This is a genomic window from Sphingomonas aerophila (assembly GCF_014199305.1).
Taxonomy (GTDB): domain Bacteria; phylum Pseudomonadota; class Alphaproteobacteria; order Sphingomonadales; family Sphingomonadaceae; genus Sphingomonas; species Sphingomonas aerophila.
The window spans coordinates 67,039-93,310 of sequence record NZ_JACIJK010000003.1 but is presented as its reverse complement, the minus strand read 5'-3'; the positions used below and the strand labels follow the sequence as shown (position 1 = coordinate 93,310).

The window sequence follows — 26,272 nt, the reverse complement described above, 5'->3', positions numbered from 1 at the left end:
ACGCGATCCCGGTGGCACCGGTGCGCGACGTCACCCATATGCTTCAGGCAAGGAGAGGCAGATGGCCGGCGGTTGGACGCGCGATGGCGCGGTTCAGGATCAGATCGACGATACAGTGGCGGACGCGGTGCTAGCCGCCCGGGCAAGCATGCCTACCGGGGCGAGCGAGCCATATTGTGCAGTTTGCGGCGACGATATTCCTGAAGGTCGCCGACGCGCGATGCCCGGGGTGCGCACCTGCGTGTCGTGCCAGAGCGGCCGCGACCGGCCTTTAGCGGCAGCGTTCAATCGGCGGGGCAGCAAGGACAGTCAGCTTCGGTGATCATCTCCGCTCGACCCCGCCCCGGCGCCTGACCAGATCCCCAAGCGGACCTTTCATGGCACTTGGCGGATTGCCAAAAGCGGATGCGCGTTGAGCCAGACCGATCGCGCGCTGCTTATTCGCCCAAAAACAAAAGGCGAGGCTCGCTGTTCTGCCCGCCTGCAGCCGGCGGGATAGCCTCGCCCAAGCGTGCAAGGGTGCCAGCGCCCTGACGGAGGTAGGGCGCGGTTACTTTCTATAGCGCAGTTCACCAAGTTCGGGACGGGTTGATCCCGCCGTGATCCGGAGCAACTGCTCAGCATAGGACCGAGCCACGCCCGGTTGCCCTGCCAGCTTCGCCGCCTTGGCCGCCCCGTACAGCGACCAGAACCGGTTCGGCTCTCTGACCAGGCTAGCGCGAAATTCGGTCAGCGCCTCGCCGGGCTTGTCATGTTCGAGCAGCAACTCGCCGAGCATCTCCCTCGCGGGCAGAAACGGCCCAGGCGTGACGGACGCGAGTTCTGTGCGGTCCTCCAGTGTAGCCGCCGCCCGCAGTCCTGCGATTGCGCCGGCAACCTCGCCTCGGGCGCGAGCTTGCATCGCAGCGACCTTTTGGCGCTGGATCTCGACCTGGCCTGCCCAGTAGTCGTCGTGAGAGCGGGCCAGGGTGTCCCGGATCTGACCCAGCGCAACCACGGCCTCGGTTGCGGCAACGTCATCTCGAAGTTGCGCCGCACCCATGCCGCGGGCGAAGTAGGAGATGGCGTTCGCGTTACCGAATGGGCTCGACACACTGGCGACGTGCGCCGCCTCGGCCCAGGCATGCCGTTCAAGGGTGTAGCGCGCCGGTATGGCCGCATGCGCGTAGAAGGCGGCGGAAGGCGGAGCCGCACCTGTAGCGTGCGCCGGATCAAACGCTTGAAAGATTTCGGCGGAACTTCTGACCAGATCCTCGGCCAGGCGATCCTGCCCGGTCTGGAGATAGGCATAGACCAGATAGTCGTTCGCGTGCAGCACATCGGCAGGCTGACCGGCGGCCTGCGCCGCCGAAGCGGAGCTCAAATTGGCCTTTATGGAAGCTTCCCAGTCGCCGACACGGGTGAAGGTATGGGAGGGCATGTGCAGGGCGTGCGGCGTCGAGGGCGCGATTGCCGCGTAGCGTCGCGCCGCCTCGGCTGCGTGCGCGGCCAGCGCCGGCTCGTCATAGGCGTGAATGATGTAGTGGGCCAAGCCTGGATGATCAGGGAAGCGGACGAACAACCGCTCCAGCAGCGCCCCCGCCTTGATCTGCCTCGCGTAGGACTTGTCACCAGGATCAGCAGCGGCCGCAAGTGCCAGCGCGTAGAAGATGGTGGCTTCCGTATCAGTCGGGTTCGCCGCAGCTACCGACCCCATCGCGGCCTCATACGCCTGCATGCGGGCGGGCTGAAGTACGCGGGTGTCCTCGACGTAAAGCTGCCCGACCGCATCGATATAGGTCCGTTCCCGTGCGGTTCGAGCACCCACTGCACGCGCCCGCCGCACGGCCTCTGATCCACTCGCGAGTTGCGCCGGTGACTTGAACCCGGCGAACGGATTGCCCCAACTGCTGAGCGCGATGCCCCAATAAGCCATCGCGCATTGCGGATCCTGCTTGAGAACGGCTCTAAACGTCTCAATCGCCCGCCCAAACTGGAACGAGTGCATGAGCGCTACAGCGGTGTTGAACTGCACTGCCACCGGCTGTGAGCAGGAGGTTCTGAACGAAACCGTGCCCAACTTTTCCGGTGCAGCATGATCATGTTGCTGGGCAGCAGCCCCGGCAACGGGGAGGCAGGCGCTTAGAGCCATGCACAGTGCCATTCTCCCGAGCATCGCAACTCCTTTGCTGGTGCGGACTTACTGGGTCTGGTCGGCTGCAAACCTTGCTGCACAAAGCCCTTGCGGTTGCCACGCCTTGGTCATCGTGGTCGCTGGCTGGTTCGCATCGTGCAGGATGAGTGCGAAGCCTCGTCGGGACACCTTGCCGATCGCCATGAGCAGCATGGGCGGCCCTGCCTCGATCATCAAGCTGTTGCCCCGCCCGCGCGCGACTCTCGCCCGATTGGGGCTTTCGAGGCACGTGTCCCCGGTGAGGGCGAAGAAGGCTTCCGGCCCCGAGTGCGTGTGCAACGGCGCCGTCGTGCCCGGAAGGAACACCGACCGAAGATACTCCGCGGTGTAGGTCGACGCTGGCGCGACCTGAAGTGGCCCGACATCTGCCACGTGCTTCCCTTTCCTGGCCCGCCAGCCTTTGCTTGCCACGGTGAACAGCCAAGTGGATCCGAAAGCCTCGACGACGACGCTCGACCTGATGCCTGCGGCGGAAGCGGCGGTCCGGGACGAAAAGCGGTCGAGGTGCCAGTAGACATCGCCCGCCGGAAGTGACGTGATTACCTGGCGGGCGAGCAAGCAGGCCGGTCCGGGCTCCTCGGCCGCGCCGCATGGGCGCGTGGTTGCCTGAGCGCCTGCAACGCTTGGCACCGCGAAAGCGCTTATCGCAGCAAGAGCAACAAGGACTCCTCGCATCGTCATGTTCCTCGGACAGCTTGCGAGAGGGTGTCTGTTTCCCGTGTCGCGCACAACTAGCGCGCGCGGCGCGAACCTAGCGGAACTGCTCGACAGGCCGTGTCTTGAAGAGCCCACATCCAGACATTCACGCTGGCAGTTTGGTTCGCCACCATTGGCCAACCGTTCATGATTACCGGCGGTCAACTCAATCCCGCGCCACACCTCGAACTGATCTGTTCTTCTGGCGCCCCGCGATTTGGTCCCTCGCTGATCGGGCCGGGTAAAACGCTAGGTTCGAGCAAACTGTGCCTGGTCACGGCAGGCAGACCAAAGGACACCAGATCAGCCAAGCGCCCAGTGAATAAGATGCTTCAGTTCAAAATTGTCCGTACCGGTTGGCGCGATCGGCGCCATGGGGCGCCAGCCCGCCTGGTGGATGAAGGAGCCAGGGTCACCCAGCAACAGGCCAAGAAAGCTTTCCAGCACGATGGTGCTGCCGATCGGACCGAGGTGATGGCCACCCAGCTTGTCGTTCCCGCCACGCTCAGCCGCGGGCATATCGTCGGTGTCGCCGGGATCCCAGGTGCCATACCATTCCGCTTCGCGCAGCACGTAGTACCAGAGTGGCGTGTTCGCGCCGAAACTGTCGAGCAGGGGACGTCGGGCATCGCGCGCGGCGTCGATGCCGGCATCGCCCGTGCTGCCGGAGAAGGAAGCATTGTTCCGCGAGCCGGCGGACCAGATCTGCTCTGGGGTCAGCATCGGGAACCGTGCAGCGGGAAAGCTGCCGACGCTCATAGCCTGGCCAACCTGCTCCGCGGTCGGAAGCCGCAATCGCGAGCCCCGCAACAGGTTCAGGTACGCGAGGTTTCGTTCGATTGGTTTGCGGCCCTGTAGATCCGGGTTCACCAGCAGCCGCAGCGGATCGACGAGCATTGTATCGATCCGATAAGCCGGCTGGAGCAGTCCCTCGCCGCCCTGGACGTCGGGCGCCTCGCCTTCAAGTTCGAGGAAATAGCTCCAATCGATGCCCCAATGTTCAGGTATGCGCCGGAACCCTCGAAGGTCTTTAAGCTTGTTTGTCGTATCCGCGCGGAAGATCGGAACCCTCGTGTGCGGGGGCGGAGCTTGCTGGGTGCCGACAACCGCATTAAGGGCATAGGATGGGCGAACCATCGAGTGACCGAACCGGTAGGCGGCCGCTGCGAACTCGATCGGCATATAGGGGTATGCGGCGACGTCGCCCGGCTTGGGATAGAGCCGAAGGCGCGGGGTACCGCCAGGGTTGACGATGTCTCGATATACCTCCGGCTGGCAGATGCGCTTCAGATAGTCGTGCAGGACCACCCATTGATAATGCCATCGGGCCAGGCGAGCTGCCCTGCGGAAGCGCTCGCTGGTGCTTTGCACGCCGTTCATCAGCGCGTCGGTTCCCAGGATCCTATTGTGGAACACCGTGAAAGCCTGGTGGATCTGCGCGACCAGCGTGTTCTCGTCGTTTCGCGGGTCGCCGATCAGCGCGACACCGTCCTTGTCGCGGCGATGGTCGAACTGGGTTCGCGTGGCGTTCGGCCCGCTTGGCGCAGGACCGATGCGGTGGCTTGAAAGCCGGAAACGATACTTCTCGTCATACAGGATGACATCCCCGCCCGGCCCGTTCCCATAGACGCAGTCGAGATCGAGCGCGGCCGTCCTGAAGTTCGAGATAGCTTCAGGATCGGCCTCGGCATCCCCGATCGAAGTCTTGTCGAGCGTCAGGTCGTGATCGACGAACTGTCCGAAATACGTGTACCCCGCCGGCAATCGTACATTCTCGTCGCTGTCCGCGACGTTGAAGAACTGGCCGGCGTCGTCCTTGATCATCGACGTTGCCAGGGCGGCCAGGGCCCCTTCGTCGAACTCCGGCCCCTCCAGCCCCCCGAACATCCGGCCGAAGCGCCCGAATTCGCCATCTGCCGCAGCCGCCAAGCCACGATGATCACCTTGGAAATGCGAGCGCGCCATGTTCTCTCCAAGAAGCTTGCCGATTGCTGGCTGCTAGGTTCGCCTGGGTGTGACCCCGATGAGGATCGGCCAGTCACCGCAAGCTCTCAATTTCATAACAGAAAGCAAAAGCGGGGACGGGGTTCGCGCGCCACTACGTGTTTCTACGCTGGCGCTCGCCACGTCGCTGCATGCACGCGCAACCGGGCTGCCCACCAATCGCCGACCACGCGCGATTCGGCGACGCGTACTAGCTTGCCACCCGGCGACGGGGGGCGTCAGCTCAGGTCAATCACGCTGGCCGTTGAAGGCCCCGTGCGCGCCCCTGCGACAAGGCGAAGGCAAAGATATCCGCCCATTGGTCGTCCGACTGTTGCCGTGTCGATCCAACGCCATGTCCTGCATCGAAAGTCACGCGGAGCAGCACCGGACCGCCGACGGACGCCTTTTGCAACCGTGCCGCGAATTTGGCCGGGTGCCATGGTGCGACCCGAGGATCGGTCATCCCTGTGATGGCGAGCACGGCCGGGTAGCGCACCCCATCCTTGATCTTTTGGTAGGCATCCATCGCCACCAGTCCCCGGTACTCGGCATCGTTGGTCGGATCGCCAAATTCAGGGAAGTTGGGCGCGGAGTTCTGCTCCACGCCCGCGCGGGACGTATTGGTCCAGCCGACGTTGTCGACCGCAGCGGCGAACAGATCGGGCCGCTCAGCCAGCGCGTTGCCGACCGCGATCCCTCCGGCGGACGTGCCCATGATCGTCAAACGCGGCGTCGAGGTCCAGCCGGCGCGGATCACCGCTTCGGTTCCGTCGATGAAGTCCTGCCACGTATGGTGCTTGTTGGCCTTCTGGCCCGCGCGCCACCAGGGGGCCCCGAACTCGCCGCCACCGCGTGCGTGCACCTCGAACAGGACGCCCCCTCGCTCCAGAAATGCCAGAAACCGAGGCGAGAACACGGGCGATGCCGATATCCCGTAGCTGGAATAGCATTGACCGAGCGCCGGGGCCGACCCGTCGCGCTTCAGTCCGCGCTTCGCGATGATCGACACCGGCACCTTGGTTCCGTCGCGCGCGGTCGCGATCAGGCGCGTGGATTTGTAAGCCGCAGTCGAAAAGCTTGGCTTGGGGCTCAGCCCCGTGTCGATCAACCTGCCATCAGGCTGCGCGCGCCAGATGCCGAAGGGCTGCACCCATCCCGCCATTCGCACGTCTACACCAGGCTTATCGGGCGAGCCGTAGGCGGCAAAGATGCCAGCATCGAACGGCATGGCGATGTCGCTCACCGCGCCACTCGGCGCCACCCGGTGGAGCGTCATCGGCCCACCATTCTGACGCGCGAAGTAGACGCCGTCGCTTGCGGCGACCAACCCCACATCCGCCGTTTCGACCGGCGTTCTTGCTTCAGGCACCACTACCAGCGCGCGCGTGATGTCCGGGTTTGCCGCGTCCAGCTTCAGGATACGGCCAAGAGGAGCCCCTTTCTCGCTTAGGAGGTACAGATCGCTGCCGTGCATCGTGAATGCGGTCGCCTGGTCCTCCAACCGTGCAGCGGCCTTCCAGCGTGCTCGCCCGGCAGCGACATCGGCCAATGGCGCGACCAGGACGCTGTTCTCCCGCCGCACTCCGCCATAGGGGACAAGAGCCGCGAAGTCTGATCCGGGCGCGGTGAACACGAACGGGAAATCAATGGGCAGCACCTTGTACCCATCCACCGTGTCGCCCCCGCCGACGATTCGGCTGTCCTCCTTCGGGTCAGTGCCGAGCCGGTGAAGCCAGGCGACGGTGTTGAGGTAATAGTCTGGCGCGCCACGCACCGCGCCCTCGCGCACCCGGACGTAGAAGAATCCAGACCCGTCGGGCAGCCATTGCGGATTGGCGAACCGTGCCCGGTCGATCGCTTCGGGAAAGTGCGACCCGTCCGCCACCCGGAGCACGCGCAGCACCGACTCTTCGGATCCTGCCGGCGACAGGCCATAGGCGATCAGCGCGCCGTCATTGGACGCGTGCCACCAGTCGAGGCTGGTATGGGCTCCATCGGGATTCTTGATCGCCTCGGGATCGACCAGCAGTCGCTTCTCGCCGCCCACATTGTCGATGACATAGAGCTTGGCGACACTGGCACCGCCCGGGCGAAACTCGACGAAGACCTTGTCGCCAGCGCGCTCGACCCTGGAGGTGACAGGCAGATCACCAGTGAGGGCGCTAATACGACGAGCTATCGCGTCACGATCCGGCAGCGCGTCCAGCGCCTTTCGCGCATATGCTGCCTGCGCGCGCATCCAGGGTTCCCACGCCGGATCTTTCGGATCTTCCATCCACCGATACGGGTCCGGCAGCGTGAAGCCGAGCCGTGTGTCGACGGCTGACCCGGTTTTCGCCAGCGGCGGCTTTGCACCTTGTGCGAACAAAGTCTTGGGCAGCCCGACCGCAACGGTCGCGACCATGGCTCTCACAAAGTAACGGCGATCCATCATAGCCCCCCGGCTTACGCCGTTTGAGAACGGCGCCATCATGACGGAGAGCAGGCTGGCATAGGGCTGGAGAAGTGTCGAGTTTGTATCGAGTGCTGGACAGTCTGATACGTATATTTACTTCATCCGATACTAGCTTGGGCTGCCTTTGCACGCTGTTTCACCGTTGGCATCGCCGAGCTAGCCAGTTCTGTCTTTTACGGTCGATCGGACCTTTGACGCACTTGCTCGGATTTTTCCGAGCACTCGCTGAGCCGTCTTGGATCACGATCTTTGGGGCGGGGCTCGGTCAAAAGCGACAGCTCACTCAACGCCGTTATGGTCGGTCGGCCTATCGGCTTGAAACTTAGCGGCGACCAGTGACGACTTTCCGTTCAGCGGCGGACAGGCTGACTGCGAGCACGATCAGCCTGCACTGGGAGGAGCAGTGCTCGGCCTGAGTGTATCTTCGTCCTAAAGTGCGCCGACGTTCGGCGGTGCCCGAAGGACAATGATAGAGCGAAAGCTACCTAGTCCGGCCCGTCATTCTAGACGACGCGTCGCGCTTCCCGCCAAGGCGGAGCAGCTCCCTGCCAGAGCGGGGCTTCTTCTGAAGAAAGTCGCCTCTGCGAACGTGCGCGAACCGCCGGTCGGTACAGACCGCCAATGGCGCGCGGCCGGCGATCCCGAAAACATTGAGGGTGGGATTCTAGAATGGTGGAGCCGAGGGGGATCGAACCCCTGACCTTCGCAATGCCATTGCGACGCTCTCCCAGCTGAGCTACGGCCCCACACCCCGGGAAGGCGGCCCCACTAGCGGGGCGCGCCGGGCTTGGCAAGCGGGCTTTCGCGCCGCTTGCCAGACCAAATCAATGTTCGTCTTCGTCGTTGTTGGTTTCGACGCCCAAATCGTCGTCGCCGCCCAGATCGACCTCGTCATCGGCCGACGGCTCTTCGTCCTCGGCCGTGATTGCCGCCAGATCCTCATCGTCCCCTTCCAGGTCCGCATCGGGCTTCTGTGTGTCGGCCTTGACCACCTCGAATGCGAGGGGCTGCTTGGACTTGAGGATAGGCTCGGGCTCCCAGCCATACCCGCAGTTGATGCAGGTGACGGGGTCGTCCTTCTGAAGGTCGTAAAAGCGCGTCGCGCATTTCGGGCACGTGCGCTTCGTGCCCCATTCCGGCTTGATCATGCCGCAGAAAGCCTTTCGGATACGGGTATGCGGGAGGCGGGCTGATGCCCGCTCCCGCGACGTGGGGGGCGCCTTGCCATAGCGCAAGGGCGCTGTCAAAAGCCCGCTTCCCTCATGTCAGCACCTTCCTCCCCGCACTCATCGCACGCCGCTGCGCAGCCATTGTCGATCCGCGCCAGCGGGCCTTTGCGGGGCGAGGTCGCCGTGCCGGGTGATAAGTCGATCAGCCACCGATCGCTGATGCTGTCCGCGCTGGCCGTCGGGACAAGCCAGATTTCGGGGCTGCTGGAGGGGGAGGATGTGATCGCCACGGCCGCCGCGGTACGGGCGATGGGCGCACAGGCAGAGCGGCTGGGCCCGGGCGAATGGCGAGTCAGCGGCGTTGGCGTCGGCGGGCTGCTTCAGCCCACACAGGCGCTCGACATGGGTAATTCGGGCACGTCCACGCGCCTGCTGATGGGGCTTGTCGCCTCGCACCCAATCACCGCGACCTTTGTTGGCGATGCATCCTTGTCCGGCCGGCCGATGGGGCGCGTCATTGCTCCCTTGTCGGACATGGGCGCTGATATCACGCCGGCACCGGGCGGCCGCCTGCCGCTGACCGTCCGCGGTCTCTACCCCGCCGTGCCGATTCGCTACACGCTCCCCGTCGCGTCCGCGCAAGTGAAGTCCGCGATCCTGCTCGCCGGCCTCAACACGCCCGGCACGACCACGGTTATCGAGCCTGTGCCGACCCGCGATCATAGCGAGCGCATGCTCGCCGGTTTCGGCGCGCAGCTCACGGTGGAGCCCACGCCAGAAGGCCGGGTGATCATGCTCACCGGCGAAGCGGAGCTGAAACCGCAGACCATTGTCGTACCGGGCGACCCGTCCTCCGCGGCCTTCTTCGCGGTCGCGGCCACAATCGTGCCCGGCAGCGACATCACTATCCTGAATGTCGGGCTGAACCCGACCCGGTCCGGCCTGTTCGCGGCGCTCCGGGCGATGGGCGCCGACATCGAGGAGGTGTCGCCCCGCACTGTTGGCGGCGAGCCGGTCGCAGACCTGCGCGTCCGCCATGCCCGCCTGACCGCCTGCGATCCCGACCCCGCCGCCGCGCCGTCGATGATCGACGAGTTCCCTGTCCTGTTCGTCGCTGCCGCTCTGGCAAAGGGCACCAGCCGCATCGCGGGCATCGAGGAGATGCGGGTGAAGGAATCGGACCGGATCGCGACAATGGCCGCTGGCCTGACCGCGATCGGCGTTTCGGTGGAGGAGTTGCCCGACGGCCTCGTCGTCCATGGCCGCGATGGCGAGCCCTTTGCCGGCGGTGGCCCGATCGCGACCCGGCTGGACCACCGCATCGCGATGAGCTTCGCGGTGGCCGGGCTTCATGCCTCGGCGCCCGTGGAGATCGACGACGCAGCGCCGATCGCCACCAGTTTTCCTAACTTTCTGCCCTTGTTGCGGACAGTTGGGGCGGCGTGCTGATCAGCCGCCGCGGGCTGATCGCCGGGCTGGCGATCACCGCAGCGGCGCCCGCCCTGTCCTTTCGGCGGGCGCCGCTTCAGCCGGCCACCTGGCCTGCACCGACGCGTGAGTTGATGGTGCCCGTCCCTGACGGCGGCCGAGTCTATGTCCGGGTCAACGGCGACCTGTCAGCTGCCCTTCCTCCGCTGATCCTGGTTCATGGCGGTCCGGGCGGCACGCACGGATCGCTGATGCCTGCCACCGCGCTCGCGACCGATCGCGCCGTGATCCTCTACGACCAGCTCGGCTGCGGCCGCTCGGACCGTCCCGCCGGGCGCGGCTGGTGGACCGTGCCGCACTTCGTCAGCGAGGTTGACGCGATCCGCCAGGCCTTGGGTCTCGCCCGGCTGCACCTGCTCGGCCATAGCTGGGGCGGCACGGTTGCGCTGGAATATGCCGCGCGGCGCCCTGCCGGCCTCCTCAGCACTGTGCTCGCCAGCCCGCTCGTATCGACCCGCGCCTGGATCGCCGATGCCGACGCACTCCGCCGACAATTGCCGGAGGCGGTGCAGAAAGTACTGACCGCTTGCGACGCACGCCCTGCCCCCGCCTGCACCGCGGCCACCGGCGCCTTCTACGGCGCGTTCAACGGTCGGGAGCCCCCCTCCCCGGCAGCGATCGCCTATGCCCGGACCGTGAGCGGTCGCGGGACCAACGACGACATGTACCGCGCGATGTGGGGCGGGTCGGAGTTCAGTTCGACCGGCAGCCTGCGCGACTATGATGGGGAACCGCTGCTCGCGCGGCTGGACGGCGACCAAACCTTGTTTCTGGGCGGCCAATATGATGAGGCTCGCCCTTCCACCCTCGCCGGGTTCGCTGCTCGTGTAGCCGGCGCTGAATTCGCCACCGTGCCTGGCGCCGCCCATGGCCTGTTCGGCGATCGTCCCACCGAAACACTCGGCATCGTGTCGGGCTGGCTGGAACGGCACGACGCATGACCGAAAGACTCACAGCATGATTATCGCCGTCGACGGACCCGCCGCATCGGGCAAGGGCACGGTGGCCAAGGCACTGGCCCGCCACTACAACCTGCCGCACCTCGACACCGGCCTGCTTTATCGCGCCGTCGCGGCTACCGTGCGCCGCCTGGAACTCGACCCCTCCAAGGAAGCCGATGCCGTCGCGGCATGCGATTTCGATGAACTGACGCTAGCGGATCCCGTTCTGCGGTCGGACGAGGTCGGGCAGCTTGCTTCCCTCGTCTCGGCCCACCCGCTCGTCCGTGCGGCGTTGCTCGCCCGGCAGAAGCGGTTCGCCCATCAGCCGGGCGGCGCGGTTCTCGACGGGCGGGACATCGGCACGGTGATCGCACCCGACGCGGACGCTAAGCTCTTTGTGAAAGCAACGCCGCAGATCCGCGCCAAGCGCCGTCACGCGGAGCTGCAATCCCACGGTTCCACCGTCAGCTTCGACCGGGTCCTGGCCGACATCCGTGCCCGCGATCAGCGTGACGCCAGCCGCTCCACTGCGCCGCTGGCCATGGCGGACGACGCCGCGCTGCTCGACACCAGCTTCCTGTCGATCGAGGCGTCAGTCGAACGTGCGATCCAGCTTGTCGAGGGCCAGCGAGCCCGAAACAAGGTTAACAAACTGTAAACATTTCCTTTTTTGGAACGACCTGGCTTAATCTCGGTTCTATCGTCATGCCAGTAAACCAGCGTACCGTTCTCGTGGTCGAAGATGACCACCTGATCCTTCTGAACGCCCGCATCCTGCTAGAGAATGCGGGGCTGTCGGTGCTGGTCGCCAATGACGCCTTGCAGGCGCTGGAGTTGCTCGACGCACGACCTGAGGTGAGCGCCCTGTTCACCGACGTGATCATGCCCGGGCCGATCGACGGCGTGGCGCTGGCGGAGGAGGTCAGCCGACGCCGTCCTGACATCCCCGTGTTCATCACCTCCGGATCGCCCGAAACGGCGCAGCGCACGCTGCCGGCATCGGCCTCGTTCCTGCCCAAACCCTATACGGCCAGTCAGCTCACCAGCCTGCTCGTCGCCTGAAAGGCGACGCGGCGGCCGTCAGCTGAAGCCGTTTGCCAGGAACCGCTCCGCCACCGCGCAATGCAATGCGATCCCGCGGGCCATGATCGCCTCGTCCACCGTCATGCGGGTATTGTGGAGCGGCGGGTTGGTGGCAGGGTCCGTTCCGGGAGGGGCAACGCCGATGAATGACATGGCGCCCGGCACGTCGCGCAGGACATAGGAAAAATCCTCGCCGCCCATCATCGGCGCCTTCATGGTGCTGTAGGCGCCTTCACCGCCCAGCGCCGTTGCACAGCCGCGTACCAAGTCGATGGCGCGCGGATCGTTCATGGTGACGGGATAGCCGTCGTCGATCCACGCTTCCGCCGTGGCCCCATGCGCCGCCGCAATGTTGGTCACTATCCGCTTGAACGCGTCGAACATCAACGCCCGGGTCGGCTCCGACAGGGTGCGCAATGTTCCCAGCATTTCGACGCTGTCGGGCACGATGTTGTGCGCGCCGCCATCCGCCAGCATCCGCGTGATCGACAGCACGGCGGGGTCGCTCACCGGAACCCGCCTGGCGATGAATGTCTGCAACGCGCCCACGATCTCGCACGCGATCGGTACGGGATCGATATTCTCGTGCGGCATGGCGGCGTGGCCGCCGCGCCCGTTGACCCGCGCATGCACCGTGTTGGCGGAGGCGAGCAGCGGCCCCGGCCGCGTCACCACCACGCCCGATGGCATGTTGGGGCTGATGTGGAGCGCGAACGCCGCCTCGGGTGCCGGGTCTGCCAGCAGCCCGTCCTCCATCATGAAGCGGGCGCCGTGATAGCCCTCCTCACCCGGCTGGAACATGAACACGATCGTGCCCGGCAGCTCTTCCTTCCGCGCGCACAGCGCCTTGGCCGCGCCGACCAGCATCGCCGTGTGCGTGTCATGGCCACAGGCATGCATCGCGCCGGGGGTTCGGCTCGCGAAGTCGAGCCCCGTTTCCTCTGTCATCGGCAGCGCGTCCATGTCGCCGCGCAGCAACACCGTGCGCCCGTTGCTGCCCTCACCCACGCCACCGGCACGTCCGCCGCGCAGGATCGCGATCAGCCCGGTGGTCGACGGCCCTTCCCGGAACTCCAGCGGCAGGCCCTCTATTGCCGCCTTCACCTTGGCCGTGGTGCGTGGCGTTTGCAGCCCGATCTCAGGGTCCGCATGGATCGCACGTCGCAGCGCCACCGTATCGGCCAGCCCAGCCTCCCCGATCGCGGTCCAGTTAGTATCGGATTGATAGGTCATGGTGGGCTCCGGCGACGCGTGAGGGCCGCAGACTAACGCCCTCGCCCGCCCTTGGTAAGCCCGATCGCGCCTGCGGCCGAACGCCATGCAGCAGGGTCCAAGCGCTTATCGACCCCGCAGCAGGTTCCCCAGGATGGACCGGGCGACGCTGCCGATCAGCCCACCGCCCGACGAGGCCGACGACCGCCGGCGCGAGCTGGTGCCGAACACCTCGCGCCCGATCTCGTTGGCGACCTGCCGCCCAATCGAGCTTGAGGCGGAGCGCGCAGCGCTGGTTGCCATCTTGGCCCAGGGGTCGCTCGTCTGCGCCCGACCCGCCTCGCGCCGTGCCGCAGCTTCCGCGCGTTCCTGATCGCGCTGCACCGCCCGCTCCACCGCCAACCGCGCGCGCTCGGCCCGCGCGTCCTCCTTGGCCTGGGCAGCCGCCGTTTTCTCCGCCGCGCCTGCTGCCTTTGACTCCGCCGCCGCCGCTGCCGATTCCTGCGTCTTGGCAGCGAGCATCTCTTCGGCCGATTCCCGGTCGACGGCGTGGTCGTACTTGTCCCCGACCGCGTCCGTCTCGATCAGCACGCCCCGTTCCTCGGGCGTGATCGGGCCGACACGGCTGCCCGGCGGCGCGATCAGCGTACGGGCGACCGGCGCCGGCGAGCCATCGGGCTGCAACAGCGACACCAACGCCTCTCCGACCTTCAGCTCGGTGATCGCCGCCGCCACGTCCAGCCCGGGCCGCGGCCGGAAGGTTTCGGCCGCCGCGCGCACCGCCGCCTGGTCGCGCGGGGTAAAGGCACGCAGGGCATGCTGCACCCGGTTGCCGAGCTGCCCGGCCACCTTGTCCGGGATGTCGAGCGGGTTCTGGGTGATGAAGTACACGCCCACGCCCTTGGACCGGATCAGCCGCACGACCTGTTCGATCTTGGTCAGCAGCGCCGCGGGTGCGTTGTCGAACAGCAGGTGCGCTTCGTCGAAGAAGAAGCACAGCTTGGGCTTGTCGGGGTCGCCCACCTCCGGCAGCGCCTCGAACAACTCGCTCAGCAGCCACAACAGGAACGTCGCATAAAGCTGTGGGCTCGCCATCAGCTTGTCGGCGGCGAGCACGTTGACGACGCCCCGCCCCTTGTCGTCCACGGCGATGAAGTCGTCGAGGTCCAGCGCCGGCTCACCAAAGAAGTGGTCCGCGCCCTGGCTGCGCAACTGCAACAGCGCGCGCTGGATCGCGCCCACCGACTGCTTGGTCACATTGCCATAGGTGGTGGTCAGTTCCCCCGCTCGACCCGCGACATCCGCCAGCATCGCCTGGAGGTCGTCCAGGTCGATCAGCGGCAACCCCTCCTCGTCCGCCACGTGAAAGGCGATCGCGAGCACGCCCTCCTGCGCTTCGCTGAGGTCGAGCAGGCGCGGCAGCAGCAATGGCCCCATCTCTGTCGCGGTTGTGCGAATGGGATGCCCCTGCTCGCCGAACAGATCCCAGAACTGCGTCGGATTGTCGCGAGAGCGCCAGTCGGTATCGCCCACCTCCGCCGCGCGCGCGCTGAACGCGGCATAGGTCTTGGCCGTCGCCGATCCCGCCATGGCGAGCCCCGCGAGGTCGCCCTTCACATCCGCGACGAAGCACGGCACCCCGGCTGCGGAGAAACCCTCAACGATGCGCTGCAAGGTCACCGTCTTCCCGGTGCCCGTCGCGCCCGCGATCAGTCCGTGCCGATTGGCGAGCCGCAATTGCAACGCCTGCGGATCCGCCCCGCCCACGCCCGCGCCGATCAGGATAACGTCGCTCATCCAGTGTCCTCCGCTACGCCCCGCTATCGATCCGCCACGACCAAAAGAAAAGGGCCGCCGCGGTTCCCCGCAACGGCCCCTCCCACCGATCAGGTCCGATCAGTTCTTGATCTTCACCGGAACGAAGATTGCATTGCCACGGCCCCGGCTGACCAGCAGCAAGACCTGCGCACGCCCGGCAGCCTTCGCCGACGCCACGCCGCGCGCGAGGTCCGCTGCCGTCCGCACCGGCACCGAGTTGATCGACTGGATCACGTCGCCGCGCTTCAGCTTCTGACCGGCGTCGCTCGACGGATCGGCCTGGGCGACGACCACGCCCTGTATGGTCGAGTCCACACCCAGCGACCGCGCGATCTGCGGGGTCAGCGGCTGGACGCTGAGGCCCAGCGAACCCGGCGCGGTTTGCGCCGTGCCCGAACCGCTGTCGTCGTCAGGGATCCCGTCGCCATCGTCACCGCCGCCCTGCAACGCAGCCAGCTGGTCTTCGGATGGGCGGGTGCCCACCGTCGCAGTCACGGCCACCGGCTTGTTCTCGCGGATCACGTCCAGGCGAACCGTCGACCCTGGCGCGGTGTTCGCCACCAGTGACGACAGCGTCTGGTCTGGATTCACCTGCTTGCCGTTCACCTTCGTCACGATGTCGCCGACCCGCAGGCCAGAGCGCGACGCGGGACCGCCCGGCTCGATCGAACCGATGATTTCGCCCTGGTCCTTGCTGACGCCGGTAGCGGCCGCAAAGTCCTCGTTCAGGCGCTGGATGCCAACGCCCAGATACCCGCGCTGGATTTTCTGGCCAGCGCGCAGCTTGTCGATGATCGGCTTCGCCTCGGTCGCGGGGATCGCGAAACCGATGCCGATGTTACCGCCGGACTGCGAAAAGATCTGGCTGTTGATGCCGATCACGTCGCCAGCCATGTTGAACATCGGGCCGCCGCTGTTGCCTTGGTTGATGGCAGCATCGGTCTGGATGAAGGTGTCGAACGGGCCCGGCTGGCCGGTTTGGCGATGGACCGCAGACACGATGCCCGCCGTCACCGTGCCGCCCAGGCCGAACGGCTGGCCGATCGCGACCACCCAGTCGCCAACGCGCGCACGGGTCGAATCACCCAGCCGCACGAACGGCAGGTTGGTCGCATCGATCTTCAGCAGCGCCAGGTCGGACGTCGGGTCACGCCCGATCAGCCGGGCCTTGTACTCCTTGCGATCCTGCAGGGTGACCGTGATCGATTCGACGGTCGCGCCGCGGGTGCCCGCCGCGATCACGTGGTTGTTGGTGACCACATACCCGTCGGCGGAGATGATGAAGCCTGACCCCAGCGACTGTGCCTCCCGCGTCGCTGGCGCGCCGCCGCCCTGGCCGAACTGTTGGCCGAATAGCTCGCCGAACGGCGTGCCGGCGAACGGGTTCTGCTGCTGCTGAACCTGGACGCGCTGGGTGGTGGAGATGTTCACCACCGCCGGCTGCAACTTGGCCACCAGGTCGGCGAAGCTCGCTGGCGCACCGGCGCGCGGCACGGCCGAGGCAATCTGGCCCGGATCATTCTGGGCCGTCTGGGGCGGTGCTGGCTGGAGCGCGAGTGCTGCGGTCGCGCCGCCGAGAAGAAGAGCACCTGTAAGGGTGTAAGCATTGCGCAAGGGGATCTATTCCTCTCGTTTGATCGTCAATTTGCCGCGTTTACTGACGTAAACAGGCTGAACGCTGATTGAATATGACCGGATGATGCCGGCGGTTGCAGCACAGGTGGGAACGCCCCGTGCCGCTCGCCAGCCCTTTACCGGTCACGCCCGGCAAATTCCTTGAGATAGGCGTTGTCCGGCCCCAGCACGAAACTGGTCGATCCCGATGGCGGCGGATTACCGTCTGCACCGAACGTGCGGCGGTAAGACTGCATCGCGCGATAAAAGTTGTAGAATTCCGGATCGCGACCGAACGCGTCGGCATAGATGCGCGCCGCATCGGCGTCCGACTGGGCCCGCACGATCTGCGCGTCACGCTGGCCGCGGGCGCGGATCGTGTTCGCCTCCTGCTGGCGCTGAACCTGCATGCCGCGCAGCGCGCTGTCGAGCGGCGATCCGACCGGCAGATCCGCATGCTTGATGCGAACGTCGACGATCTCCACGCCGTACTTCTGCGCGTCGCGCTGCAGCCCGGCCTGGATGTTGTCCATCAGCCGTCCGCGCTCGGGGCTGAGCAATTCGGCGAACTGCCGCTTGCCAAGCTCGTTGCGCAGCGCGGAGCCGAAGATCGGCTTCAGCTGGTTCTCCACCCCCAGCTCGCTCCCGGCCGTCACCACCATGCGCAGCGGGTCGACCACGCGGAAGCGGGCAAAAGCATCGACGTTGACGCGGATCTGGTCGGTGGACAGCACGGGCGTGTCCTCCAGGTCCAGGTTCAGTACGCGCTTATCGACCCAGACGATGCGGTCGATGAACGGCACACGCACGATCAGCCCCGCGCCCGATCGCCCAATGGCTTGCCCGGGCTGGTAACGGTTGATCGCGTCACCCACCGGCTGTTCGAACCGAAGGATCACCGCCTGCTGCGTTTCGGGCACGATGGCGAAGGTCGCCGCCGCGATGATGACGGCGATCAGCGCCGCGATCCCGATAAAGACCGGGTTACGCCAGGACCAAGCGCTCATTGTGCGCCTCCCGCCGGGGGGGCAGGCGGAGCGGAGGGCTGCACCGTCGTTTCCGTGGGCGGCAACGGCAAGGGCTGCGCCCCCTTCAGCGACAGGTATGGCATCACACCGGGCGCCGCGATCACGGTTTTGTCACTGCGCGCCAGCACGGCCTCCATGGTCTCGTAGTACAGCCGGCGACGGGTCACCTCCGGCGACAGCTTGTACTGATCGTAGTATTTGTCGAACGCCGCCGCCTCGCCCTGCGCGCGCGCGACGACCTGGCTGGCATAGGAACGCGCCGCCTGGATGTTGGCGGACGCTTCCTGCTGGGCGGCGGTGACCGCGTTGAAATCCTCGATGATCCGCGCGGGCGCCGACGCCTGCTTGATCGACACGCCCTGAACGCGAACGCCGGACTTGTAGCTGTTCAGGATCTCCTGCGTCAGGTCGGCGACCCGGCTTTCGACCAGGGTGCGGCCGTTGCCCGTCGCCTGCTGGAACGTCGTCGTTGCCAGCACCGCGCGCATGGCGCTTTCGGCGGCATCGCGCACCGTCTGCTGCGGCTCGGCTAGCTGGAACACGAAATTCTGCGGGCTGCTGATGTCCCAGCGCACCGCATAGGCCAGGTCGACAATGTTGCGGTCGCCGGTCAGCATCAGGTTTTCCCCATTGTCCTTGGGGAAATCGTCGGTGCGGATCTTCTGCACGTCGACCTTGCGCACCGTGGCAATCGGCGCTGGCAGCGTCAGCCGAATGCCGGGATCAAGGGTTCCCGCATAAGCGCCAAGATAGCTGACCACGCCCTGCTGCTGCGGCCCGATCGCGTGGATGGAGGTGAGCGCGATCCACAGCACCGCGATGATGCCGGCACCGATGCCCCACAACGCCCGCGCGTTGCCGGACGGCAGGCCGCCGCCACCGGAGCTGCCGTTTCCACCGCCACCGCCGCCAGTGCCGCGGGCGCGCTTCAGGAACTCGTCCAGGGCACTTGGCCTGGTCGTCGGCCCCTTGCGCCCGCCGGGCGGAACCGACCACGGATTGCGCGGCCCCGCGCCATCGTCACCGCCAGTGCCGCCGCCGCCCCAAGGACCCTTGGGCTCGGCACGCAGGATGGAGGGCAGGGAAAAAGGGCGGCGCAGCCAGCCCGTCAGGTTCGTCATGCTGACTTCTATAGGAACGGGCCCGGCACAAAAACAGTGCCAAGCGTCCGCACCGGCCTTATGCGGTCGCCATGGTCGATCGGGCAGAAGTGGAAGCGGCAGTCGCCGCAGTGGCAGGCCGGCGGGCAAGCGTCCGGATCGAGGGCTCGCGTGTCGGTGTCGTGATCGATGCGACGGGGCTGTCCGCGCCCGAACGCGATGCACTGGAAGCCAACGCCCGCGCCGCCGCCAGCGTGCGGGGCGCAGAGGTTCGCGTCGTGGTCACCGCCGAACGTCTGGACCGGCGCCTGATCGCGGTTGCGTCGGGCAAGGGCGGGGTCGGCAAATCCACGGTCGCCGCCAACCTGGCCATCGCGCTCGCCCGCGCGGGCCGGCGAGTCGGACTGGTCGACGCGGACATATACGGCCCTTCGCAGCCCCGGCTGATGATGGCGGAGGGGGAGCGCCCGACCGCTCGTGACCAGCGGCTCGACCCCGTTCCGACCCCTTATGGCGTACCCATGTTGTCGATGGGGCAGCTGGTGGAGCCGGGGCGCGCGATCGCCTGGCGCGGGCCGATGACCGCGGGCGCGCTTGGGCAGCTGGTGGACGCCGATTGGGGCGCGACCGACACGCTGGTCGTCGACCTGCCGCCCGGCACCGGCGACGTGCAGCTGACCATGATCCAGAAACACCGCCCGGCCGGCGCGGTGATCGTGTCGACACCGCAGGACCTTGCCTTGATCGACGCCACCCGCGCGATCGACCTGTTCGCCAAGGCCGGCGTGCCTATCATCGGCGTGATCGAGAACATGGCGGGCTATGCGTGTCCCCATTGCGGCGAGATATCCGACCCGTTCGGCCGTGGAGGAGCGGAAGCGGAAGCGGCGCGACTCGGCGTGCCCTTCCTTGGCCGTGTGCCCCTGTCCATCGACATCCGCACCGCGTCCGACGCGGGCAAGCCCCCCGCCGCCGATCCCGATGACCGCGTGTTCGCCCCGATCGCGGAGCGCGTGGCGGAGTGGCTGGCTGCCAGCTGATCGAGGAGGCCGACCCGTGCAGCTGGTCCGCCACCCCCGCCTCCCCCTGCTGGAGGGGCCGACGCCGATCCAGCGCCTGTCCCGCCTCGAACACGCGCTGGGTGTTGCGGACGGGCCCGGGCTGTACGTGAAGCGCGACGACCTGATGGGCCTGGGTGGCGGGGGCAACAAGCTGCGCAAGCTTGAGTATCTGCTTGGCGAAGCGCGGGCGCAGGGTTGCGACACCTTCATCACCACCGGCGCGCGGCAATCGAACCATGCCCGGCTCAGCGCCGCCGCCTCAGCACGCGCCGGAATGGCTTGCGAACTGGTGCTGACCGACACGGTGCCCCGGGACGATGAGGCTTATCGCCGCAACGGCAACGTCCTGCTCGACCGGCTGTTCGGCGCAACCGTTCACCGCCACCCCGCCGGTACCGACGCGCTCGCCGCGGCGCAGGATCGGGCCGCCGCGCTGACGGTGGCCGGCAGGCGACCCTATGTCGTAGGATCGGGCGGTTCCTCCCCGCTCGGCTGCCTTGGCTATGCTGCCTGCGCTGCGGAGATCAAGCGCCAGGAAGGGGAACTCGGTCTCCGCTTTGCCCGTGTTGTGATCCCCAATGGCAGCTCGGGCACCCATGCCGGGCTTGCTGCCGGGCTGAAGGCGCTGGGGGACGACCCTGCGCGCGTGACCTCATTCACCGTGCTGGCGCCGCTTTGCAATGCGATCGAGAACAGCCGCCAGCTTGCCGAGCGGACGCTGCACCTCCTCGACCCCGACGCAGCTATCCAGGAGGCGGACATTGTCGTGCGGGGCGACCAACTCGGCGGCGGCTATGGCGTCCCGACTGAGGCGATGTTCGACGCGGTGCGGCTGGTCGCGCGCACGGAGGGGCTGCTGCTAGACCCGGTTTATGGCGGAAAGGCCTTTGCGGGCCTCCTCGCCGCCATCGATAGTGGTGAGTGGCGCGAGGGCGGGCCGCTGCTGTTCGTGATGACCGGCGGCTTACCCGGCCTGTTCGCTTATGAGCCCGCCCTTCGCGGCTGAACCGCCGCGGCCCATGCGCGTTTCCTGTCCGAATGGGAGATCACGCATGCCGCTGACCCGCGACGAGGATATCAAGGCCCTGCTGGAGGGCGCCCGCACCATCGCGCTGGTTGGCGCGTCCGATCGCCCCAGTCGCCCTTCCTATGGCGTGATGCGGTTCCTCCAGGGGCATGGCTATCGCGTCATCCCGATCAACCCGCAGATCACGGGCGAGCATGTTCATGGCGAGTTCGTGTTCCGCGATCTGCACCAGCTTGGCGATCCCATCGACATCGTCGACATCTTTCGCCGGCCAGAGGCGGCCGGGGAAGCGGTGGACGAGGCGATCGCGATCGGGGCAAAGGCCGTGTGGATGCAACTGGGTGTCATCAACCATGCGGCCGCTGCACGCGCCGAGGCCGCTGGGCTGAAGGTCGTGATGGATCGCTGCCCCGCCATCGACATCCCCAGATTGGGCGTCGCCAGGGTGGACGCGGGCTGATCCGTTTGCGCGCGTTTTCCACGCTGGACAGATTGGCGGGGAGGTCTAGGCTCCACCCATGATCGCGCTGCTCCTGCTCGCCGCGGCGGCTGACGACCCTGCGCTCGCCCGGGCGCAGGCGCGGCTTGCCCCCGAACAGCCGTGCAGCCTCAACCCGTCCGACCCGGATGTGGTAACCGTTTGCGCCCGTCGTCGCGCCGATCGCTTTCGCGTGCCTTACCTGACCGTCACGCCGGGCGATCCGCGCCACGAGGCGGTCCTGGTCGAGCGCGATCGCCTGCTTCTACGGACCAACCCCGTACAGGAACTCTCACCCTTCCTGGTCGGGGGTGGCATGGCCGGTGCCACGGTCAAGGCCGGCGCGGGCGGCGTCCATGCCGAAACCTTGAGGCCGCTCGCCCCATGATCTTACCCTTGTTGCTTCAGGCCGCCGCCGCCGCCATACCTGCCCAGCCCACGGCACCGGTTACGCGCGCCAGTTCGGCACCCAGCGGCAACAGCTTTTCGATCCTGGCCGACCCATGCGCCCGCAGCGGCACTACCCCGGTCGGCAACGACGTGGTGGTGTGCGGCAAGGGCGCGGATACCCGCCGCCTGCCGCTGCCCGACGAACGCGAGCCGACCGGCCCCACGGCGTCGAACCCGAACAAGACGGGCATCGGCGCGCTGAATGCCAGTTCCACGCCCTGCGCCGCCTCAATTGGCGGATGCCAGGTCGGCTTTGGCCAACCGCTGGTCGCCGCGGCAGTGAAGGGCCTGTTCACCGCCGTATCGGACGGAATCGCCGATCGAAAGGTCCGCCGCGCCCGCCGCGACACCGCTGGGCAGCGGGTCGCGATACCGCTGGACGACCCGGCGGTACCAGTAAACACAAAGGGGCGCGTCCTGCCTTAAAGCCCCGCCGGGCCGGGCCTCAGCCCAGGATGTGCATCCACAATGGCTCGCCGGTCAGGCTTTGCGAGCCGCGCAGCCGCTCCAGCGCCTGTGCGACCGAGCGCTCGGGGCCTTCATGCGTCACGATCGCGACCAGCACACTGCCGTCCACCGCCGCGCCGCGCTGGATCAGGCTTTCGATCGACACGCCGGCGTCGCGCATCGCCGCCGCGATCTCCGCCAGCACGCCAACCTTGTCGACCACGCTGAAGCGGACATAGGCGCGGCCCCGACGCGAACCGCCATCGGCCGGCTCGGGCGTCTCGAGTGAAGCGGCGGGCATGGCGAAGGGCGGGCCGAACTCCCGCCGCGCGATATCGATCAGGTCGGCGACGACGGCGCTCGCCGTTGGCCCCTCCCCGGCGCCCGCGCCCTGGAACAGCAGCCGCCCCACGAAGTTGCCCTCCGCCACGACGGCGTTGGTTGATCCGGTGACGTGCGCCAGCGGGTGGCTGACCGGTACGAGATGCGGGTGCACCCGCTGGAATAGCCCGGACGCCCCCGCCTCCGCCACGCCCAACAGGCGCACGCGATAGCCCAGCGCCGCCGCCTCCGCGATGTCGGCGGCCAGCACGCCGCGAATCCCATGTGCCTCGACTGCGTCGAACGCCGGTCGCGAGCCAAAGGCGATAGCGGCAAGGATCGACAGCTTGTGCGCCGCGTCCACGCCGTCGATGTCAAAGGACGGGTCCGCTTCCGCAAAGCCCAGCGCCTGCGCCTCTGCCAGCACCTCCGCAAAGTCGCGGCCTTCGGCCTCCATGGTCGACAGGATGAAATTGCAGGTGCCATTCAGCACGCCATAGACGCGGGCGATTGCGTTCGCGGCCGCGCCCTCGCGCAGCCCCTTGATGACCGGGATGCCGCCCGCGACCGCCGCTTCGAATTTCAGCGGTGCGCCCGCCGCCTCCGCCGCCTGCGCCAGCTCATAGCCGTGATGCGCCAGCATCGCCTTGTTGGCGGTGACAAAGCCCTTGCCGGCCGCCAGCGTCGCACGGGCCAGCGCCAGTGCCGGGCCGTCCGAGCCGCCGATCAGCTCCACCACCACATCGGCATCGGCATGGGCCAACGCCCCGGTGTCATCGACCCAATCGAAGCGATTGAGGTCGATGCCGCGGTCCTTGTGCCGGTCGCGCGCGGATACCGCGACGACCTCGATCGGGCGACCCGCCCGCCGTGCGATCAGATCGCGATTGGCATCGAGCACGCGCACGACCCCCGCGCCAACCGTGCCCAACCCCGCCAATGCCACCCGCAACGCGTCTGCCATGTCCTGCCCTCCGCTTGGGGGTGGGGGCTAGCGGAACGGGGGCGCCCCTGTCGAGGCGCGTTTGGGCGCGTCGCCCACATGCGATTGGCGTGAGGAGGCGCCGGAGCGCGTCAGATGCGGCGGCGGCCCGAGAAGAGCTGGATCAGGCCAATCACCACCGCAACCACCAGCAGCAGATGGATCAGGCCGGCACCGACATGGAGCGAGAAGCCGAGCAGCCACAGGATCACCAGGATAACGACGATCGTCCACAACATGCCATCATCTCCTCACCGCAGGTCATCGCCTGTGAACAGGAAAACCGGCACCGGGCGGGATCGTTCCTGCCGCCAAGCGACGGCCCAAATCAGCGCGCATGAAATGCTGTCCTACACCGATCCGCTCTGGCAGGGTGCATCGCATGATCCGAGCCACCGTCCCCTCGCCTGCCGTTCCGCCAAGCGCTGGAGGCCGAGCGGAGGCGGGCGGTTGGGCGCCCTGCAGCAACCGGCGGACCGTTCGGGCATGAGCGCCACAAAGACATCCTCGCCCGCCGAGCTGACGATTCGCGGTGTGCTGCTGGGCGCGGCGATCACGCTGCTGTTCACGGCCGCCAATGTGTATCTGGGACTGAAGGTCGGGCTGACCTTTGCGACGTCGATCCCCGCGGCGGTGATCTCCATGGCGATCCTGCGCTATCTGCCGGGCGCGACCATCCTGGAGAACAATATCGTCCAGACGGTAGCCTCTGCCGCGGGCACGCTGGCGGCGATCATCTTTGTTCTGCCCGGCCTAGTCATGATCGGCTGGTGGAACGGCTTTCCCTATTTCCTGACGGCCGGCATTACCGCCACGGGCGGCCTGCTGGGCGTCATGTTCTCCGTCCCGCTTCGCCGCGCGCTCGTCGTTGATACCGACCTGCCTTATCCCGAGGGACACGCGGCGGCCGAAGTGTTGAAGGTCGGCGCGGGAAGCCGGGAGGGCGAGGAGGAAAGCGCGCGCGGCCTCCGGATCATTGCGCTCAACTCGCTCGCCTCGGCCGCGTTCGCCATCCTGACGCAGACCCGGCTCGCCGTGGCGGAAGCAACGACGTTTTTCCGCGTCGGATCGGGCGCGTCCACCGTATCGACCGGGCTCAGCTTTGCGCTGGTCGGGGTCGGGCACCTGGTTGGCCTGTCAGTCGGCATGGCGATGCTGGCGGGCATCGTCATCGGTTATGGCGTGGCGCTGCCGATGCTGACCGCGGGCAATCCGCTGCCGACCGGCGTTGCCGATTGGGTCGGCACCGTGTTCCGCAACGACGTCCGTTTCCTCGGCGCGGGCGTGATCGGTGTCGCGGCGGTGTGGACGCTGGTGCGCATCGCCGGCCCGGTGATCGGCGGCATCCGCAGCTCGCTCGCCGCGTCGCGGGCGCGGGGCCGGGATGAAGTGGTTGCCATCGAGGAGCGCGACCTGTCGTTCGGCATCGTCGTCGGTGGTTCGCTGCTGATCCTGATCCCCATCGCCTGGCTGTTGTGGAGCAGCATCGCCGGGGGGCCGCTTGCCGGGTCCGCGATACCGCTGATCGCCGGCGCGCTGTTGTTCGTGGCGGTGCTGGGGCTCGTGATCGCGGCGGTGTGCGGCTATATGGCGGGGCTGATCGGCGCGTCGAACAGCCCCGTGTCGGGCATCGGCATCCTGTCCGTCCTCGCCGCCAGCCTGATGCTGGTCGGGCTGTTCGGCCGCGGCACGCCGCCGGAGACGACCCAGGCGCTGGTCGCTTATGCCCTGATCGTCACCGGCGTGGTGTTCGGCGTCGCGACGATCTCCAACGACAATCTCCAGGACCTGAAGACAGGCCAGCTGGTTGGGGCGACGCCGTGGAAACAGCAAGTCGCGCTGCTGCTCGGGGTGGTGTTCGGGTCGCTGGTGGTACCGCCGGTGCTGGACCTGATGGCGACATCCTTCGGCTTTGCGGGGATGCCCGGCGCCGGTCCTAACGCGCTCGCCGCGCCCCAGGCCGCGCTGATCTCTGCATTGGCCAAGGGCGTGCTTGGCGGTGATCTCAACTGGTCGGTGATCGGGATCGGCGCATTGGTCGGCGTCGGCGTGGTGGTCGTGGACGAGCTGCTGGGCCGTGCAGGCCGCTTGCGCCTGCCCCCGCTCGGCATCGGGCTCGGCATATACCTGCCCATGGCGGTGACGCTGCCCGTCGTGATCGGCGCGGTGCTGGGTCATTGGTATGAGGGCTGGGCCGACCGCCAGCGTGAGCCGGAAACGGCGCGGCGGATGGGCGTGCTGATGGCGACGGGCATGATCGTGGGTGAAAGCCTGTGGGGCGTGCTGTTCGCGCTGATCGTCTATCTCGCCGGCAACGACGCCCCGCTGGCGCTTGTCGGCGCATCGTTCGAAACGCCTGCGCTGATCGGCGGCACGATCCTGTTCGCGGCGCTGGTGGGGTGGCTTTACTCGCGCACCCGCCGCGACGTTCGCCTGTCGTGAGCGAAAAGCGCGCTTGGTTTCCTGTGCTGCTGTTTGCTGACGCAGGGGCGTTTCGCGACGTGGCTGGCGGGTCAGCCGGTTGCGCTTTCCAGGGCGAGATGATCGCCCGCTATACCTCACTCGCGTGATCGCGAAGGCGGCGGACTTCAACAAATTACATGTCGTGGATCGAGACGTCGGTCGAAGAGGAACACGCGTCGGCCAAGGCGGCGCTCGACATGGTACCGAGCGTGACCGAACGCTCTCTGGCAAAGCAGCAGCACTGATCGGCAGCGGGTCGGGGATGCAATCCGCCGCCCCG

At 67.1% G+C, this 26,272-nt stretch carries 23 protein-coding genes and 1 tRNA gene; 11 read left to right on the top strand and 13 right to left on the bottom strand.

Annotated elements, in window-relative coordinates:
* Positions 1-61 precede the first annotated feature (61 nt).
* Entirely contained in the window at positions 62-322 is a 261-nt protein-coding gene (locus FHS94_RS05345) for a DksA/TraR family C4-type zinc finger protein (RefSeq protein WP_184055458.1), read from the top strand.
* 228 nt (positions 323-550) lie between these two features.
* Here the strand turns inward: FHS94_RS05345 and FHS94_RS05340 are convergent, their stop codons facing one another.
* From FHS94_RS05340 to FHS94_RS05315, 6 genes are all read right to left on the bottom strand, one after another.
* Positions 551-1,915, bottom strand: coding sequence for a hypothetical protein (locus FHS94_RS05340; RefSeq protein WP_184055456.1), 1,365 nt, complete (start codon positions 1,913-1,915; stop codon positions 551-553).
* 264 nt (positions 1,916-2,179) lie between these two features.
* Complete coding sequence (locus FHS94_RS05335) at positions 2,180-2,545, bottom strand: hypothetical protein (protein ID WP_184055454.1); 366 nt, start codon at positions 2,543-2,545, stop codon at positions 2,180-2,182.
* 627 nt (positions 2,546-3,172) lie between these two features.
* Positions 3,173-4,834: a peroxidase family protein gene (locus FHS94_RS05330; RefSeq protein WP_184055452.1), complete on the bottom strand. Its 1,662-nt coding sequence runs from the start codon at positions 4,832-4,834 to the stop codon at positions 3,173-3,175.
* Between the two features lie 271 nt (positions 4,835-5,105).
* Entirely contained in the window at positions 5,106-7,289 is a 2,184-nt protein-coding gene (locus FHS94_RS05325) for a prolyl oligopeptidase family serine peptidase (protein WP_221234577.1), read from the bottom strand.
* Positions 7,290-7,980: 691 nt separating this feature from the next.
* Positions 7,981-8,056, bottom strand: a tRNA-Ala gene (locus tag FHS94_RS05320).
* 78 nt (positions 8,057-8,134) lie between these two features.
* Complete coding sequence (locus tag FHS94_RS05315; RefSeq protein WP_184055448.1) at positions 8,135-8,458, bottom strand: TIGR02300 family protein; 324 nt, start codon at positions 8,456-8,458, stop codon at positions 8,135-8,137.
* Between the two features lie 114 nt (positions 8,459-8,572).
* Here FHS94_RS05315 and aroA point away from each other — a divergent pair, with 114 nt between their 5' ends.
* The 4 genes from aroA to FHS94_RS05295 are packed head-to-tail and all read left to right on the top strand — an operon-like array spanning position 8,573 to position 11,970.
* Entirely contained in the window at positions 8,573-9,928 is a 1,356-nt protein-coding gene (aroA, locus tag FHS94_RS05310; protein ID WP_184055446.1) for a 3-phosphoshikimate 1-carboxyvinyltransferase, read from the top strand.
* Positions 9,922-10,908 carry a proline iminopeptidase-family hydrolase gene (locus tag FHS94_RS05305; RefSeq protein ID WP_343055176.1) on the top strand — a complete coding sequence of 329 codons (987 nt, stop codon included), beginning with the start codon at positions 9,922-9,924 and terminating at the stop codon, positions 10,906-10,908. Before aroA ends, FHS94_RS05305 begins: the two co-directional genes overlap by 7 nt.
* Positions 10,909-10,924: 16 nt before the next feature.
* Positions 10,925-11,566, top strand: a complete 642-nt coding sequence (gene cmk, locus FHS94_RS05300) for a (d)CMP kinase (protein WP_184055444.1) — start codon at positions 10,925-10,927, stop codon at positions 11,564-11,566.
* Between the two features lie 47 nt (positions 11,567-11,613).
* Positions 11,614-11,970: a response regulator gene (locus tag FHS94_RS05295; protein ID WP_184055442.1), complete on the top strand. Its 357-nt coding sequence runs from the start codon at positions 11,614-11,616 to the stop codon at positions 11,968-11,970.
* An 18-nt stretch (positions 11,971-11,988) separates the two neighbouring features.
* Here the strand turns inward: FHS94_RS05295 and FHS94_RS05290 are convergent, their stop codons facing one another.
* The 5 genes from FHS94_RS05290 to hflK all read right to left on the bottom strand — a co-directional run bounded on the left by FHS94_RS05290 (position 11,989) and on the right by hflK (position 18,784).
* The gene (locus FHS94_RS05290; protein WP_184055440.1) at positions 11,989-13,224 is read right to left on the bottom strand and encodes a M20 metallopeptidase family protein; all 1,236 of its coding nucleotides are present in this window, start codon (positions 13,222-13,224) and stop codon (positions 11,989-11,991) included.
* Between the two features lie 105 nt (positions 13,225-13,329).
* Complete coding sequence (locus tag FHS94_RS05285; RefSeq protein WP_184055438.1) at positions 13,330-15,000, bottom strand: helicase HerA-like domain-containing protein; 1,671 nt, start codon at positions 14,998-15,000, stop codon at positions 13,330-13,332.
* A gap of 99 nt (positions 15,001-15,099) precedes the next feature.
* Entirely contained in the window at positions 15,100-16,635 is a 1,536-nt protein-coding gene (locus tag FHS94_RS05280; RefSeq protein WP_184055436.1) for a Do family serine endopeptidase, read from the bottom strand.
* 137 nt (positions 16,636-16,772) lie between these two features.
* Positions 16,773-17,642, bottom strand: coding sequence for a protease modulator HflC (gene hflC / locus FHS94_RS05275; RefSeq protein ID WP_184055434.1), 870 nt, complete (start codon positions 17,640-17,642; stop codon positions 16,773-16,775).
* Complete coding sequence (gene hflK / locus FHS94_RS05270) at positions 17,639-18,784, bottom strand: protease modulator HflK (protein WP_184055432.1); 1,146 nt, start codon at positions 18,782-18,784, stop codon at positions 17,639-17,641. Before hflK ends, hflC begins: the two co-directional genes overlap by 4 nt.
* A 71-nt stretch (positions 18,785-18,855) precedes the next feature.
* Between hflK and FHS94_RS05265 the strand changes: the two genes are divergently transcribed.
* The 5 genes from FHS94_RS05265 to FHS94_RS05245 are packed head-to-tail and all read left to right on the top strand — an operon-like array spanning position 18,856 to position 22,205.
* On the top strand, positions 18,856-19,803 hold the full coding sequence (locus FHS94_RS05265) for an Mrp/NBP35 family ATP-binding protein (RefSeq protein ID WP_184055430.1): 948 nt from the start codon (positions 18,856-18,858) through the stop codon (positions 19,801-19,803).
* Positions 19,804-19,819: 16 nt separating this feature from the next.
* A complete protein-coding gene (locus FHS94_RS05260; RefSeq protein WP_343055175.1) occupies positions 19,820-20,830 on the top strand; it encodes a D-cysteine desulfhydrase family protein in 1,011 nt (336 codons plus the stop codon).
* Positions 20,831-20,876: 46 nt separating this feature from the next.
* On the top strand, positions 20,877-21,311 hold the full coding sequence (locus FHS94_RS05255; protein WP_184055426.1) for a CoA-binding protein: 435 nt from the start codon (positions 20,877-20,879) through the stop codon (positions 21,309-21,311).
* Between the two features lie 58 nt (positions 21,312-21,369).
* A complete protein-coding gene (locus FHS94_RS05250) occupies positions 21,370-21,717 on the top strand; it encodes a hypothetical protein (RefSeq protein WP_184055424.1) in 348 nt (115 codons plus the stop codon).
* A complete protein-coding gene (locus tag FHS94_RS05245) occupies positions 21,714-22,205 on the top strand; it encodes a hypothetical protein (RefSeq protein WP_184055422.1) in 492 nt (163 codons plus the stop codon). The genes FHS94_RS05250 and FHS94_RS05245 overlap by 4 nt, the downstream gene beginning before the upstream one ends.
* A gap of 19 nt (positions 22,206-22,224) precedes the next feature.
* Here the strand turns inward: FHS94_RS05245 and FHS94_RS05240 are convergent, their stop codons facing one another.
* Together FHS94_RS05240 and FHS94_RS05235 are read right to left on the bottom strand one after the other, a co-directional pair.
* Positions 22,225-23,511 (bottom strand): homoserine dehydrogenase, encoded by a 1,287-nt coding sequence (locus FHS94_RS05240; RefSeq protein ID WP_184055420.1) that lies wholly within the window; start codon positions 23,509-23,511, stop codon positions 22,225-22,227.
* A gap of 110 nt (positions 23,512-23,621) precedes the next feature.
* On the bottom strand, positions 23,622-23,768 hold the full coding sequence (locus tag FHS94_RS05235; protein ID WP_184055418.1) for a lmo0937 family membrane protein: 147 nt from the start codon (positions 23,766-23,768) through the stop codon (positions 23,622-23,624).
* 247 nt (positions 23,769-24,015) lie between these two features.
* Between FHS94_RS05235 and FHS94_RS05230 the strand changes: the two genes are divergently transcribed.
* Positions 24,016-25,971 carry an OPT family oligopeptide transporter gene (locus FHS94_RS05230; protein WP_184055925.1) on the top strand — a complete coding sequence of 652 codons (1,956 nt, stop codon included), beginning with the start codon at positions 24,016-24,018 and terminating at the stop codon, positions 25,969-25,971.
* Positions 25,972-26,272 lie beyond the last annotated feature (301 nt).